Origin of the sequence: Pseudoalteromonas sp. NZS100_1 (assembly GCF_015864285.1) — a bacterium.
GTDB classification, from domain to species: domain Bacteria; phylum Pseudomonadota; class Gammaproteobacteria; order Enterobacterales; family Alteromonadaceae; genus Pseudoalteromonas; species Pseudoalteromonas arctica.
In genome coordinates this window covers 50,226-64,966 of record NZ_JADYXN010000019.1, presented here as the reverse complement: position 1 = coordinate 64,966, position 14,741 = coordinate 50,226, and the positions used below count along the sequence as shown (strand labels likewise).

Annotated in this window: 11 protein-coding genes and 1 pseudogene; 8 read left to right on the top strand and 4 right to left on the bottom strand. The window is 38.5% G+C overall.

The features are described 5' to 3' along the window. Nucleotides 1-41 precede the first annotated feature (41 nt). Nucleotides 42-2,930 carry a TonB-dependent siderophore receptor gene (locus tag I6F66_RS13415; RefSeq protein WP_165728577.1) on the bottom strand — a complete coding sequence of 963 codons (2,889 nt, stop codon included), beginning with the start codon at nt 2,928-2,930 and terminating at the stop codon, nt 42-44. A 237-nt stretch (nt 2,931-3,167) separates the two neighbouring features. Then, on the bottom strand, nt 3,168-5,510 hold the full coding sequence (locus I6F66_RS13410; RefSeq protein WP_197209359.1) for a DNA polymerase II: 2,343 nt from the start codon (nt 5,508-5,510) through the stop codon (nt 3,168-3,170). A 193-nt stretch (nt 5,511-5,703) separates the two neighbouring features. Between I6F66_RS13410 and dinG the strand changes: the two genes are divergently transcribed. The 7 genes and pseudogenes from dinG (at nt 5,704) to I6F66_RS13375 (ending at nt 10,807) form a co-directional block, all read left to right on the top strand. Continuing rightward, nucleotides 5,704-7,779, top strand: a complete 2,076-nt coding sequence (gene dinG / locus I6F66_RS13405) for an ATP-dependent DNA helicase DinG (RefSeq protein ID WP_165725432.1) — start codon at nt 5,704-5,706, stop codon at nt 7,777-7,779. Next, nucleotides 7,779-8,555 (top strand): TSUP family transporter, encoded by a 777-nt coding sequence (locus I6F66_RS13400; RefSeq protein ID WP_010553699.1) that lies wholly within the window; start codon nt 7,779-7,781, stop codon nt 8,553-8,555. The genes dinG and I6F66_RS13400 overlap by 1 nt, the downstream gene beginning before the upstream one ends. Nucleotide 8,556: 1 nt before the next feature. Beyond that, the gene (locus I6F66_RS13395) at nt 8,557-9,165 is read left to right on the top strand and encodes a primosomal replication protein (RefSeq protein WP_197209358.1); all 609 of its coding nucleotides are present in this window, start codon (nt 8,557-8,559) and stop codon (nt 9,163-9,165) included. Between the two features lie 13 nt (nt 9,166-9,178). Further along, nucleotides 9,179-9,439 (top strand): hypothetical protein, encoded by a 261-nt coding sequence (locus I6F66_RS13390; protein WP_231611880.1) that lies wholly within the window; start codon nt 9,179-9,181, stop codon nt 9,437-9,439. Nucleotides 9,440-9,651: 212 nt separating this feature from the next. Continuing rightward, nucleotides 9,652-10,338, top strand: a pseudogene (locus tag I6F66_RS13385) (histone deacetylase); the annotation flags it as partial. Between the two features lie 51 nt (nt 10,339-10,389). Continuing rightward, nucleotides 10,390-10,671: a late competence development ComFB family protein gene (locus I6F66_RS13380; protein ID WP_024590772.1), complete on the top strand. Its 282-nt coding sequence runs from the start codon at nt 10,390-10,392 to the stop codon at nt 10,669-10,671. Further along, nucleotides 10,655-10,807, top strand: coding sequence for a DUF2496 domain-containing protein (locus tag I6F66_RS13375; RefSeq protein ID WP_007584045.1), 153 nt, complete (start codon nt 10,655-10,657; stop codon nt 10,805-10,807). The genes I6F66_RS13380 and I6F66_RS13375 overlap by 17 nt, the downstream gene beginning before the upstream one ends. 2 nt (nt 10,808-10,809) lie before the next feature. Here the strand turns inward: I6F66_RS13375 and I6F66_RS13370 are convergent, their stop codons facing one another. Next, a complete protein-coding gene (locus I6F66_RS13370; RefSeq protein ID WP_165728573.1) occupies nt 10,810-11,331 on the bottom strand; it encodes a sel1 repeat family protein in 522 nt (173 codons plus the stop codon). 105 nt (nt 11,332-11,436) lie between these two features. On the opposite strand from I6F66_RS13370, the gene I6F66_RS13365 reads away from it, so the two are divergent. After that, on the top strand, nt 11,437-12,321 hold the full coding sequence (locus tag I6F66_RS13365) for a DMT family transporter (protein ID WP_197209357.1): 885 nt from the start codon (nt 11,437-11,439) through the stop codon (nt 12,319-12,321). Nucleotides 12,322-12,365: 44 nt separating this feature from the next. On the opposite strand, the gene I6F66_RS13360 is transcribed toward I6F66_RS13365, so the two are convergent. Further along, a complete protein-coding gene (locus I6F66_RS13360) occupies nt 12,366-14,525 on the bottom strand; it encodes an exonuclease domain-containing protein (RefSeq protein WP_231611879.1) in 2,160 nt (719 codons plus the stop codon). Nucleotides 14,526-14,741 lie beyond the last annotated feature (216 nt).

Genomic DNA, 14,741 nt, shown 5'->3' with positions numbered 1-14,741 from the left:
ATATTATGAATATTAGCGCTTTATTATTGTTTTTCTGAACTCTAGAACTTAGCGTTAAGAGTCAAGAATATATGACGACCAGTTGTATTGTAAGTACGAGGGTCTGTATTATCGTTAAACCCTGTTGCTGCATACGGAGGATCTTCATCAAATACGTTATTAATACCAACAGTAGCTGTGTAGTTATCAAGGAAGTAACTAAAGCGAACATTGTGTATTACTTGTGAGTCAACGGTTCTAATAACATCATAAGAATCAAGAGTACCACCGATATTAACGGCTTCAGTTCTAAATGAAGAGTTAACATCAGCTAAATCATCAGGGTCAATATTTGTAAAGTTTTCTTCAACTTCACCAATGTAACGCAATGCATAAGTTGCAGACCAATTCTCTTGAGCTAACGATACATTGAAGTTAGTTTTCCACTCAGGGAAGTTACCATCACCACTATTTCGGCGGTAGTAGCCAGCATTTTGAAGTGTTGAACCGTCGGCTTGAGTTATTGTGTAGTCGTCATAGTAAGTTGCATCTAAGCTTGCTGATAATGAACCAATTGACGTATCAGTTGTATAAGCAACATTAAAGTCGTAACCAGATGACTCTACACCACCAACATTTATGTTTCTGTTATCAATGTCACTTGAGTTACCAGCTAAAATACCTGATGTATAACGAGTTATTTGATCACAGTATGTACCGCTTTCAGCACACTTGTTTAAAATTAACTGCTCGCCTACAGAGCTAATTGCATTTTCCAGCTCGATATCCCAGTAATCGATTGTGAAAGATAAACCATCAACAAACTCAGGGCTATAAACTACACCAACTGTAAATATATCAGCTTCTTCTGGTTGCAACTCTGGGTTACCACCAAGAGTAGAAGATAATTGGTCACCAATAGGTTCAAAACCAGCTGCTGGTACGCCGTCAGCTATACAGAATGATGTAGGGTTAGTAGCACACGGGTCCGAAACTTCAGGGCTATTATCTGATGCGCCAGAGAATAAATCAGAAGTTGAAGGTGCTCTAAATGCAGTAGATGATGTTCCTCGGAACATAAGGCCGTCCATAGGAGACCATTTAATTCCTACTTTATGGTTTGTAGTATCGCCAAAAGTATCATAATCAGAATAACGAATTGCTAAATCTAGCTCTAACACTTTTGCAAAAGGTGCGTCATATAATAGCGGTACATTAAACTCAGCATAAGCCTCATCTACAGTGTAGCTGCCTGATGTTTCTTGACGGCTAGATCCAGATGTAATTCCTAATGCTATTAGTGCATCAGGGAAATCACCACCTTTCTCTTCACGATGTTCTAGACCAAATGCCATACCTAAACTACCTGCTGGTAATTCAAATGCACTACCAAACACACTACCACTAATAATTTGCTGTTCGTTTGAACCAAAATCGTGAGCTTCAAACGAAATAAAATCTAACATTTCTTGAGTAACTTGAGTATCAGTTCCTGGGATACCAAATACATTTAATGATGTACAACCAGCGATAGGATCATCTACAGTTCCACATACAATGCTACCGTCAACGTCTTGGAATGAAGGACCTACGGCTTGTGAAACTTTTTCAAAGTTTACGCCACCAGCTCGTTTAGTTGTAGAATCACTTGAACCAAAGATGTATGAAACTTCATAACCCCAATCGTCATTGATATCGCCTTCAAAACCAACTACTGCGCGAACTGTATCTACGCGAAATTGAGTATCTCGACCGCCAGTTTCAACCATACGACGGCGCCAATCAGAAATCTCAACTGAGTCACCATTTCTGTCTTTAGGACCAAATTGTTGGTTATAGTAGTTATCTGCAGAATAATTTGCATTTGTCACACCAAAGAACGCAAGTGGTGCTAGAGGTAATGGAGCAAGCTTAGTATCTGAAATACGGCGGTTTAAACTAACTTCTGAAAAGAAACGAACATGATCAGAAAACTCATAGTTACTCTGAACAAATACGCCATATCGCTCAGCCGGAGTTAAGTGAAAGTTTACAGGCGCAAAGTTGTAAGTATCTTTATCCCAATCCCAACAATCATAACCAGTTGGATTAGAAAAATCGCTTGGATCTGATTGACCAGGACCATTAGCTGCACCGTGAGTAAAAGAAGAACAATCTTCACCAGCTACTGAACCATCAATACCGTTGTAACGACCCCATGGTGGAGCTGAAGAACCACCTTTAGAAAGCTCACCTGTATGATCCATGTCTAAAGAAAATTTAGACCAGTCTCTATCACCAGAAGACTGAGAACCCTGCTGAACGTAATATGCACTAGCTACCACGCTGCCTTTATCGCTTGTTAAACCTACAGTAAAATCGTAGCTTTTAGTTTCGCCATCACCGCCATGTGTCGAAGCATCGTAACTTGCTGTAGCTTCAAAACCTTCAAAATCATCACGTGTAATAACGTTAACTACACCGCCAATAGCATCTGAACCGTAAATTGCAGAAGCACCATCTTTTAGAATTTCAACTCGCTTGATAATTGCTGTAGGGATTGTACTTAAATCTACAGAAGAGTTTGCACCACTACCCGACGCAACCATTCTACGGCCGTTTAATAATACTAGCGTTCTTGAAGAACCCAAACCGCGTAAAGATACACGCACCGCGCCTGAGCCACCATTATTAACAGAAGCATTAGTACCCGCACCAGCAACTGAAGGAATTTCTTGAAGAATGTCACCTACGTTACCAATACCTGAAGCAATTAGGTCATCGCGTGTTAATATTTGTACTGGATTCGCACCTTCCATATCAGTTCTTTTGATACGTGAACCAGTTACTTCAATTCTTTCTACTTTATCGGCGCCTTCGGCTGCCATTGTATTACCTGAAAATGCAGCTGTTGAAGCTGCACCAAATGCAAGTGCGACACGCACTGCTTTAGCTACTTGATTGTTTAACATTTGATTCTCCCTGGTGTCACTACTTTATAGTAGTAATCATTATTTATTTTAGTTACATAAGATTAACAGTAACTAAAGCAAATAATAAACAAAAACCACCAAAAAGCCAACAAAAAGTTAACAAACCTTTGCAGAAAAAGAAATATTTGCGAATATAATAATCAAAATCGCAATAAACTAGAATAAATAAGATGTGGACAGTATGAAAACACAGATATGTTGCTATTTATGGTGTTATTAAAAAAGTTCCTCTTGTAAATTTAACCCAAAATAAACACTTGAGTGCGAAACAAGATCAACCATTTCAATTAACGGTACAATCTGTTTTTCTACATAAGTTGCATAGTCATAGCTATGAAAGCCTTGATATAGTTCAACTCCAGCAGTTGTGTAAACAAATGTAACAAATTCACCCCTATTGACCGTAAATTCGCTATTTTTTTTCTGGTGTTTCTTAACTGCCTGAATATGAGGAGGGATATTCTTTTTATAATCGATTAAGTTTTGACCTAATCTCTTTTTAAATATGAGTAAATCATCAAACTCACCTTGGTATAGCTTTGTTGTATAGTCTTTTACAAGGTCATTTATGTTTAAATTTCCATCAAAAAGACTAGTAAATAGATCGAACTGAAATTGTTGAGCAAGTTTTGTCCAATCACTTCTTACTGTTTCTAATCCTTTAAATACTAGTTTTGATTCGTTTGGTTTAATTAATTTACCGACATAGCGCTTTTTAGAGCCAACTAGCTTCCCCCTTATGGTTGGCAAAAAGAAAGGGCTATAAAGAGATTCAAATTCTATTTCTAAATGACTTGTTAAGTTGTGCGTTTGTTTAATCTCGTTAATCCAATCTGTAGTTATCTTTTTAGCTAAAAACACGCCAATTTCATTACACTCGTCGTGGGTTAAATTATCATCCAACTTAATAAATGTAGAATCGGTATCGCCATAAATAACGCTATAACCAAGTTCCTCTATCCACCTTTTAGTTTGTAGCATTATTTCGTGCCCTCTTAACGTAATAGAGCTCGATAACCTAGGATCGTAAAACCGACATCCTTTTGAGCCTAGAACGCCATATAAACTATTCATTATTATTTTGATTGCTTGAGAGAGCATTTGGTCTTGGTTGTCTTTGGCAAGCTGCCTTTGAGACGCTAAGCTTTTAACGAGTAGAGGGAGATGGTGTTTGTCTCGCGAGAATACGGCTTCATTAAATCCCTGCACACTATGTTCAGGATTTTGCAGACCTTCTATTAGTCCGAGAGGATCAATGTAGAAAGTTTGCATAATACTGGGGTACAAGCTTTTAAAATCTAAAACAATGACATTTTTATAAAGCCCAGGAATAGACTCCATTACATAACCGCCTGGGCTTTCAAATGTAAGTCCATGATCGCCCATATTAGGGGCAACATAACCGCTGCGATGCAGTAGTGGTAAATACATATTAATAAAAGCAGCGACAGAGCCGCCCTTTTTTTCAAGCTCTAACCCCGTAAGCTTTGTTCTTACAATAGAAAAATCGAGTAGCTTTAATTTATCAAAAATTTTATTTACCAAAATACAATCTTGTCGATTATATTTTGCTAAAGAAAGTTTCTCTTCGTTAAATTGCCTAATAATTTCCTGCAGACTATTACCCGAATCGATTAATTTAGACTCACCCAACACTTGATTTGAAACATTAGCTAAAGAAAAACTCTCAAAGCTATATGTACCATTTTTTAAAGTGTCTATTCCATCAACCACACATCGCCCAGGGATCGATACTCGAGTAAAGTGTCCTTTGCGAACATATAAAGGTTGATCTCCCCTACCCAGTAATAACTTAATGCCTAATGCTTCAGCTCTTTCATGAATAACCGAAAAATCGAACTCAATTACATTCCACCCAATTATGACATCAGGATCGCTAAGCTTAATAAAATGCTCTACCCCCCTTAACAGCTCAGCCTCATCTACACACCAAATAATATCAAACTCTAGGTTTTCAGCTTCTCTATCTGGCTCGCCAATCATTAAAACACAGTCTAAATTACAGCCCACAAGTCCAACAGAAAACAAAACGCCACTTTCGTTACATTCAATGTCTAACGACAGCTTATTAAGAGCTGGGGAATACTCATCATTTGCTTTTAATTTTGCCTCTGTTACTAATGTATAACCATTTTGATAAAAAACATTACCCGTTATCCAAGCTCCTCCTTTTATAAAACGTTCCATTAAGTAGCGCTCTATTGGTCTAATATCTTCTTCAAATAATACAACTCCACGTTGCTTTAAAGCTTTAGCAGCAGAATAAAAATGTTTAAGTGATTTGAAGTAACAGGCCGACATATCTTCTTGCTGAAAGTTTCTTAACCCAAGACTTTTAATATTAAAGATAAGTGACTCAGCTGCTAATATTTTATGCGCTATTTCAGCATCTTTACTTTTGATAAAAAACAGCGCATTTTCGTTAACTGATATAGTTTTTATAGGCCCTTTATCACTACAAAACCACGCTTCGTAGCAGATGCCGTTAGCAGTATCATAAGCATGAGAAGAAACAATAAAACCGGCTGTTAAGTACATTATTACTAAACCTTATTCATATATATGTAAGTTTTTACTTAATTCAAAATGCTTTAAAGCCATACATTCAACCTAAATAAACACTCAGATACTTTATTTGCTAAATTAATCTCATCACTTCTTGTAGTTACACTCTTATAACTCTAAAATCCATAGCACTGTAATTATATACATACTTTAGGTAAATCATCCCATGCTTTCTGACTCACTAAAAAAAACAATTAGGCAAGTACACCAGCATGTGGCTAGTAACCTAAACGATTATCGCCCTCGTAGCAGTCAAAACTACCTTGTAGCCGAAATAGCAAAAACGCTTGCTGGCGAATACCATAAAAAGCAGCGCATTTGCGTAATTGAAGCAGGCACCGGTACAGGTAAGTCTCTTGCCTATTGTTTAGGCGCATTACCGCTTGCCTTAGCGCAAAAAAAGAAGCTAGTTATTTCTACCGCAACGGTTGCACTGCAAGAACAATTAATAGCAAAAGAACTCCCATTTTTTAAAAAGCATTCAGGCCTCGACTTTAAATTTGATTTAGTAAAAGGTCGCCATCGTTATATTTGTGCCCACAAATTACATAATGCTGTAAACGGCGATAGCCAAACACAAATGGACTTTATGCCAACGCTTACTTCACCATTGAGCGCAATGGAAACCAAGTGTTTGAATGAGCTATATAACGCCTATGTAAATAAAAAATGGCAAGGCGATAGAGACAGCTGGGCTGATACAGTACCCGACAGAGTGTGGAACTTAATAGCCTGCGATAAGCATTCTTGCCAACGCCAAATGAAAGCACACCAAACGTGCCCGTTTCAGCTTGCTCGTAATCAATTAATGCAAATGGATGTGCTGGTAATTAATCACTCTTTATTACTTGCTGATTTAGACCTAGGCGGTGGTAAAATTTTACCAGAGCCCGACAACACTATTTATGTTATTGATGAAGCGCATCATTTAGCGCACATCACACGCGACTTTTCATCAGCTGCTGCCACAATTAAAGGCACGATAGAATGGCTTGATAAGCTCACCAAGTTTAGCGGGAAAATGGCGAAGGTTTTAGTGGGGCAAAGAGCTATTGGGCAAAACTTTAAACTTTGCGACAGCATTAATGACGCTAATAAAGATTTAAAAGTAGTGCGTGATATTCTCGACAATGCCGATTTTGAGTACTCAAAAGACGATACTTACCGCTTTGAACACGGTGAAATTCCAGAGTCACTGCACAGTAAAGCTAAAGATATTAGCGAAGCCACGCAAGATGCGCTGCGCTGCTTAAACAAAATGCACGACACACTCACCCAAGATGTAAGTGACGGCGATATAAAACCTTACGTTGCCGACCCAATACTAGGCGAAAGTGGGCAATACATAAACCGATTAGAGCAACTCAATAAACTTTGGTTTAGTTACGCTAAAAAAGGTGAAGGTGCTCCGCATGCACGGTGGATAAAACGCCTTGAATATAAAAGCCATCACGATCACTTATTAAGCGACTGCCCTATTGAGGTCGGTTACTACCTAAAAGATAAATTATGGCGCGAATGCGCGGGCGCTGTTTTGTGCTCTGCTACATTAAGTGCACTGGGCTCGTTCGATCACTTTGCTTACGAAACAGGGCTTGCTAAAGAAGAAGGCGTTAAATTTATTAAAGTACCTTCTCCTTTTGATTACCCAAAACAAGCCACTTTACGTATTCCGGTATCTAAAGTAGAACCAACCGATAAAGACTTTAGTGATCACCTAGCTAAAACATTACCAGAGTACCTAAATGATAAAAAAGCGAACCTTGTACTATTCGCTTCTTATTGGCAAATGGACCACGTAACAAAGTTTCTTAGAACAAAAGGTTTTAACTTATTAGTACAAGGTGAAATGTCGCGAGAAGCGTTGCTTAAATTACACACCAAAAATGTAGACGAAGGCAAAGGCAGTATTTTATTTGGAACACAAAGCCTTTCGGAAGGCCTTGATTTACCTGGTAAATATTTAGAGAACTTAATAATTACTAAAATTCCGTTTGCTGTACCTACTTCGCCGATAGAAGAAGCGCAAGCAGAATTTGTACAAAGCAAAGGCGGTAACCCGTTTTTAACGATTACCGTACCAGACGCCGCAAAGAAATTGGTACAAAGCTGTGGTAGACTGCTGCGAAAAGAGAGTGATGAAGGCTGTATTACTATTCTCGATAGACGCTTAGTTACTAAGCGATACGGTAAAGCCATGCTCGACACCCTACCACCTTTTAAAAGACAAATAGATTATTAATGTTTGAACTCGCACTTGATCCAACAACCTGGGCTGTTTTATGTGCTGTTGCACTTGCCGCAGGTTTTATAGACGCTATCGCCGGTGGCGGTGGTATGTTAACTGTGCCCGCTTTATTAACTGCAGGCTTACCTCCACATTTAACATTAGGCACCAATAAACTAGCAGCAAGTTTTGGCTCCTTAACAGCAAGCTATACCTATTATAAAAAGAACTTATTTAGTCCTAAGTTTTGGGCTGCCTCCGTAATTGCTACTGCAATAGGTGCATTGATAGGGACTGTTATTGTTGATCATTTAAGTATCGACTTTTTAAACAAACTACTCCCAATTATTATTATTTTAGTTGCCGCCTATAGCTTATTTGGTAATTTAAGCACCACAGAAGGCGATGAACTGCCTAAACTCAACAAAGCGATGAAAATAAAACAATGGCTACAGGGTTTAGCATTAGGCTTTTTTGATGGTTTAGCAGGCCCAGGTACGGGGACATTTTGGACCGCTTCTAATGGCATGCTTTATAAAATGAACTTGCTACTCAATTGTGGTTTAGCGCGTTCAATGAACTTTGTTTCTAACTTTATATCGCTCATCACCTTTGTAGCACTCGGCCATGTGAACTTTTTACTTGGCATAACAATGGGCTTTTTTATTATGCTAGGCGCATGGTTTGGAGCACATTCAGCAATACGTTTTGGTAGTAAATTTATTCGCCCTGTATTTAATACTATGGTTATACTTTTAGCATTAAAACTAATTTACGAGGCTTACTTTTAATATGCATTCAATGGCTTTAGATAAACTACGCCAACAAGTTGCAACGCTAAAACAACAAGCTGAGCAATTTGATAAAGCTAAACTGTTTTCTAAAAACCGTTATATGCAGGCGCAACCGAGCTTGTTTGACCGCGCAGTTTTTAGTACAAAAAGCATGAACCTAGCCGATTACGTAATAGAAATTGAAGACGAAGTGTCAAGATTACCGCCAAGCGAGCATCGCCATGCTTATACCTACGCACTTGAACGCATTGGCGCACAAGTACAAGCCGTATTTAACGTTATTAAATCAACGCCTATTTGGGTTAAAGAAAACAAAAGCCATTATAAACCTCGCCCTAAGCAAACTGTTTATAAGCACGCTGTACAAAAAATAATGCAATCGTCGCACGAGCTTTACGACGAATTAAAGCAAAACCATGAGTTTGAACGTCGGTTAGTACTCATGATTGAAGAGCGAAAAATGCAAATGGATAAAGCCTCGCCTACTAAAGCACAAAAGCTTAACCTTGAAATATTAAGCACACATGCTCGATTGGGCCGCTGCAGAAAAGCAATTTCTGCCACTGAGGACAAAATACAACAAGTAGAAAAACAACAACTGCGTTAAGGCGCACTTTACTATGCAGCTTTATTATCATCCATTGTATTCAGACCTTATACTGCCAGAACGTCATCGGTTTCCTATTCAAAAATATAAGTTACTTAAAACCGAAATAGAAAGCCTCGGTGTTTTGGCAAGTGCCTTTCAAGAACCTAAAAAAGCAAACGCATCTCAACTTGCGCTATGTCATAGCCAACGTTATATAGATGACTTTTTAGCTGGGACTCTAGGGCGTGTTGATCTTTGTGGATTGAAATTTGTTCAATCTAGGGGCGATTAAATCGCGGCGCGAGGTTTGTAACCTAGTGGGCTAAGTAAAAGCCGAGTAACAAAGAGTTAATCGTCCCTAGAAAGAACCCAATGGGCAGCGCATGTTTGGTCTTTATGCTGCGTTATCGCCTATTTATGGGGAATAACCACACTTCATAGGCTCTGCCTTGCCTAAAAACCAAACATACTGCTGCAAACTCACCCACCAAAGGTCAACACGCCCTAGGCGATAAAGCAATTAAAAAGATGGGATTCCCCTATTCGCTACAACTTGTAGAGCGTACTCTTTTATCAATTGGCGGGAGTATTCAAGCAGCTGAAGCGGCTTTTAGTCACGATCTAACCTTTAACTTGAGCGGTGGTTATCATCATGCCTATAGCGATTTTGGCAGTGGTTTTTGTATTTTTAATGATTTAGCTATTGCCGCTACACATTTAATAGATACAGAGCAAGCTGACACTGTTTTAATTTTTGATTGCGACGTACACCAAGGCGATGGTACAGCCCAAATCACTCAAAACCATGACCAAATTATTACTTGCTCAATTCATTGTGAACAAAACTTTCCTCGAAATAAACAACAGTCTACTTACGATTTTGCATTACCCGCTAAAACAACCGACGATGAGTACCTTGCTACATTAGAGCAAGCACTCTATTTTTGCGTGCGCATACATAACCCTGATATTATTTTGTATAATGCAGGCGCTGATATTTACACTAAAGACGAGTTAGGCTTGTTTAATATATCGCTCAATGGCGTATATGAGCGCGACTTGTTTGTTCTCAACTTCTGTAAGCAACATCAAATCCCACTAATGTGCGCTTTAGGTGGCGGTTATCAGCGTAATTTGAGTTCACTAATTAATGTTCATAAACAACTATTTAAAGCCGCTATCGATTTATAGTAAGCCTTAGTATAGACTCAGTTAAACGGATTATTTTAAAGCGGTGGGAATATGCGATTACACGAAGACATACACAACTATTACGAAAAGATTGTAGTTGAAGAAATCATCAAACTTAAACTTGATGAAAAATATGATGAAGATGTAATGGCTGACTTTTGTTGTACGGTACTAAATCAGCTCCCGCCACGATATATTCGCTACGATGTAGATATGGCGTTTTATTTACCGCAATCAGAACGCATACATATGGAACAACGTGTGCAAACAGCAATAAATGTCGCCATTAGCCAAATATCAAAAAAGAAAGAATTAAATGACAAGCCCACTTGATCAAGCCCCTACACATATTAAACTTGCAGTAGATTTAATTATGATACTAGAGCAGCACGATGTTGCTCCAGAAGAGGTCTTAAAAGCACTCGATATTGTAAAAAGCGACTTTGAAAAAAAGCTAGAAAAGCCATAACTCTATTCTATTATTTGTATGTCGTGCTCGGTAACGCTACCTTCGTGCTTAGTGCAATCAATTTTAACTTCACCAAATGTACGTCTAGGCGAAGTTGAACGACGACAGGTCATATTTTGTGCTTTAACGCCAAATTGCGTTATATACAACGCAACTGTTTCGTCTATTTGTTGTTTTTGCTGCGTAGTCGCTGCACTGTAAAATACATCGTATTGCGCAGACCAATTTTCAACCCCCGCTTCTCTTGCAACACCTAGCCAGCCCATCCCTAGTTTAGTAGATTGCTCCAAGTATTGGCCTTTCAAAAACATAAACGCCAACGTGTATTGTGCGCTTTTATAGCCTAGCCCAGCAGGCTCTTTTAAATAATTGAAAGCGGCCTCAAACTGTCCTTTTCGATACGCTTTAATACCATTGTATTCATTCTTTTTCATGGTGGTATCACTGTAAAGGTTGATTGAGCTTGAATTACATCCACCCAAAAAAGTGATAAATACCATAGAAACTACTGAGAACGTTTTCATTCTTATCCTTAATTTATTATTTTTATATGCCGGTTCCGAATATGGCTTACAGTGTTTATAAACCCTGCTATTCTAAAATCCAATATGCATAATTAAAATACTATCATGACCTTAGCAAGCTTACTGCGATTATTTTTTCTGGCCGCTATATGGGGCGCTTCTTTTTTATTTATGCGAATGGCAGCTAACAGCTTGGGGCCAGCGGTATTAATTGAGTTTAGAGTAGGCTTTGCTGCAGTTACTTTATTTATTGTTGCCTTGTATTTAAAGCGCCGTTTAGCGTTTACTGAACACAAAAAACACTTTTTTATTATAGGCGCGTTTAATTCGGCTCTGCCGTTTTTATTTTTTGCCTATGCAGCACAAACTATAAGCGCTTCTACTTTATCAATTTTAAATTCAACAACCCCTATTTGGGGCGTAGTAGTTGGTATTTTATGGACAAAAACAAAGCCTACCAAAAGTATGGTGCTTGGTTTATTGCTTGGCTTGATAGGTGTTGCAATACTCGTTGGCCAAAATCACTTTGTATTAAATAGCCAATCAATCATAGCTATAGTAGCGGCATTAAGCGCTTCACTTTGCTATGCCATTGCATCGCATTACACTAAAAACGCGCCTAAACTGGCCCCATTCGATAATGCCCATGGCTCAATGTGGGCGTCGAGCTTTATGGTATTACCGCTTATCTTATTTATGCCAATACGAGAAATACCAAGCACCAACATTATGCTAGGTGTATTAGTACTGGGCGTAGTATGTACCGCCCTTGCTTATATTTTATTTTTTAAATTAATCGACGATATTGGCCCAACCTCAGCACTCACGGTTACATTTTTAATTCCATTATTTGGCATATTTTGGGGGCATTTATTTTTAGATGAGCAAATAGGGCCAAATACATTACTAGGCGCACTATTTGTAATTGTAGGCACTATGCTGGTTACTGGTTTTTTACCACGAAAAAGGCACTTAGCTAAAACAAGCTAAGTGCCTTAAAAGTACATACTACTTCTTACGTTAAGATTTACTGCTTATTCACTACTTTGGGATTGCTGAATAAGTAATAGCAGCTCTGCAGTGGCGGTTGCATCGGCAAGTGCTCGGTGATGGCTGGTTAAATTTAAATTAAAGTGCGATGAAAGATTGCCCAGCGAATACGACTTTAAGCCTTTAAACGCTTTGCGCGACTCAACCACTGTGCACATTTTTGGCATTTTAAAAAAGTGCCCTGCCATCTCGCATTCTTTTTTAATAAAGCCGTAGTCAAAATTAACGTTATGGGCTACAAAAATACTGCCTGCAAGTTTATCTAACAATGGCTGTGCTATTTCGGCAAATACAGGGGCATTGCGCACCATGCTGTCGCTAATACCGGTTAATGACGTTATAAATCCGGGTATGTGCCGCTGTGGATTTACAAGTGTCGTCCAGGTGTCTATCACTTTGCCGTGCTGTACTTTTATAAGGCCAATTTCGGTAATGCGGTTGCCGCCTTTTAAGCCGCCCGTGGTTTCTATATCGACCACACTGTAAATACGGTTAGAATCTACAAACCATTTAACGGCGGCAATGTGTACCTCAAAGCCCACATTTTTTAAGTTATCAATGGTGGTTAATTGGTTGCGCCTAAGTTTGTCGCCCGGTGCTTTTACTTCTTCAAAATGTACTTTGCCATTATTGATAACCATTAAATCGGGGTAGCCGTCTTTTAGTTGTAAATAATGCTTACTCATATTGGTTAAGTGAGTAATTAATGCATCAAGTGGGCTATTTAAAATGAGTGCTTCTAACGGTTGTAGTAGCTCTTTATGCCATCTAAATAAACCATTAGGTTGATCAAAGTATTGCGCTGCATTTTTGCATACTAAATTAAGTAATGCTTGCGACGTTTGGCACTGCGCTAAGCACTCATTTATTTGTGCTTGTTGCGCCTCATAAAAATTACCAAGCCTTAATACTTGCGGATAAATATCAAACTCATTACATGGCGGGTAAGGCGACTCTACAAATAACTCGTGCCAAAATACTAAACCAAACAAACTTTGCCAAAGCGTGTTTTCGGTATTAAATACAGCCATACCTTGGCGAGTATAATAATCGTTTACGCCCTGCTCTACTTCACCTCGATACAGTTCATCTATTTCTAGCACGCACTGGGTATCGCTAAGCATGGCACTTAAACGCGACCGTGTTTTTTTATTAAACTTACGCATTAAAAAATCGTCAGCAAAATAAAGTAAATCATCAGTAAGCGGATTTTCAATAATCGCTTCTAATCGTGCTTTTACCCACTCTTTATTACCAAGCCTGTATTGCTCTCTTATTTGAATTTCTTGTGCTTCGCTATCATCCACGCACCCTTCAAGTAAGCTAAAAGCAAGTTCGCTATCAACTGCCTTTAGTTGCCTATAAAGCCTTACTAATAATTTGTTTTTTAACGCAACAGCAATGGCACCGTGCGCAGCTTGCATTAAAACCTGCGGCGCTAAAACAATATAATCGCTCTCATCTGTTATATTTTTAAATGCTAACCGATAACGGTTTAATAAATAGTTCGATTGCGCTTCATCAAGTGTTTCAAAGCGCGACAAACTCTCGCTGTGCTCTTCGCGCGTAGCGGTTAAACCTAAATCTCGCATTACAAAACGATTTTGATGATTCACATCACCACTGCTTAATTTGCCTGCAAATAAAAACTCAAAATACTCGTAGTAATCACTGCGGTTATTAATTACATACTGGCTATAAAGTGGCGCAAGCTCGTGTGGGCATGTTTTAAAAAACTCACGGGCAATATCCACCAGCGCGCCTTTAGCGGCACTTTTTTTAAAGCTTATTTGCTCACTGTAATTACTTAGTAACTCCAGCAAAGCAGGTTTGGTTAAGTGAGCCAAAAGCTGTGAGTAATGCTGCTCGTTTGGCTCAAATAAAATACCGGCTTTTTTTAGCGTATAAATAGCCTGATGCGGCGAGGTTATTTCTTCATAATTAAGTGACTGCGCTTGCACCAAATAAGGCTTTCGCGAATACACACGCGCCAACATGCACTGGCTTTGCTCATCTAGCTGATTAATTTTACTAATAAATTCACTGTGTTTAGGCTCAAGTAAATGCATACATTTACTTGTTACAAACTCAATAAGCTCTCTAAAATGCGCTAAATAGTATTTTGCTGGTAATTCTTTTTTCATAATATCGCCACAACTGTATATAAAAACAGTATCTAGTATTTGCGCTTATTATTCAATCTTAAACTTGTAATCAATAATGGTTATATTAGGCATATATAAATAGTAGGCATTGCATTGGCTACCTTACGCAGAGGTAAAAATGAATGGATATACTGACGATATTCGTGCACTTACTTTTTAAAGTAAATATTTGTGGGATAGGTAGGGTTACCTTTG

Excerpts from the sequence above, each read along its gene's own strand:
- I6F66_RS13380 (WP_024590772.1), top strand. The coding sequence starts at position 10,390 with ATGCGATTACACGAAGACATACACAACTATTACGAAAAGATTGTAGTT.
- I6F66_RS13370 (WP_165728573.1), bottom strand. The coding sequence starts at position 11,331 with ATGAAAACGTTCTCAGTAGTTTCTATGGTATTTATCACTTTTTTGGGT.
- I6F66_RS13365 (WP_197209357.1), top strand. The coding sequence starts at position 11,437 with ATGACCTTAGCAAGCTTACTGCGATTATTTTTTCTGGCCGCTATATGG.
- I6F66_RS13375 (WP_007584045.1), top strand. The coding sequence starts at position 10,655 with ATGACAAGCCCACTTGATCAAGCCCCTACACATATTAAACTTGCAGTA.
- I6F66_RS13410 (WP_197209359.1), bottom strand. The coding sequence starts at position 5,510 with ATGTACTTAACAGCCGGTTTTATTGTTTCTTCTCATGCTTATGATACT.
- I6F66_RS13360 (WP_231611879.1), bottom strand. The coding sequence starts at position 14,525 with ATGAAAAAAGAATTACCAGCAAAATACTATTTAGCGCATTTTAGAGAG.
- I6F66_RS13415 (WP_165728577.1), bottom strand. The coding sequence starts at position 2,930 with ATGTTAAACAATCAAGTAGCTAAAGCAGTGCGTGTCGCACTTGCATTT.
- I6F66_RS13400 (WP_010553699.1), top strand. The coding sequence starts at position 7,779 with ATGTTTGAACTCGCACTTGATCCAACAACCTGGGCTGTTTTATGTGCT.
- I6F66_RS13395 (WP_197209358.1), top strand. The coding sequence starts at position 8,557 with ATGCATTCAATGGCTTTAGATAAACTACGCCAACAAGTTGCAACGCTA.
- I6F66_RS13390 (WP_231611880.1), top strand. The coding sequence starts at position 9,179 with ATGCAGCTTTATTATCATCCATTGTATTCAGACCTTATACTGCCAGAA.
- dinG (WP_165725432.1), top strand. The coding sequence starts at position 5,704 with ATGCTTTCTGACTCACTAAAAAAAACAATTAGGCAAGTACACCAGCAT.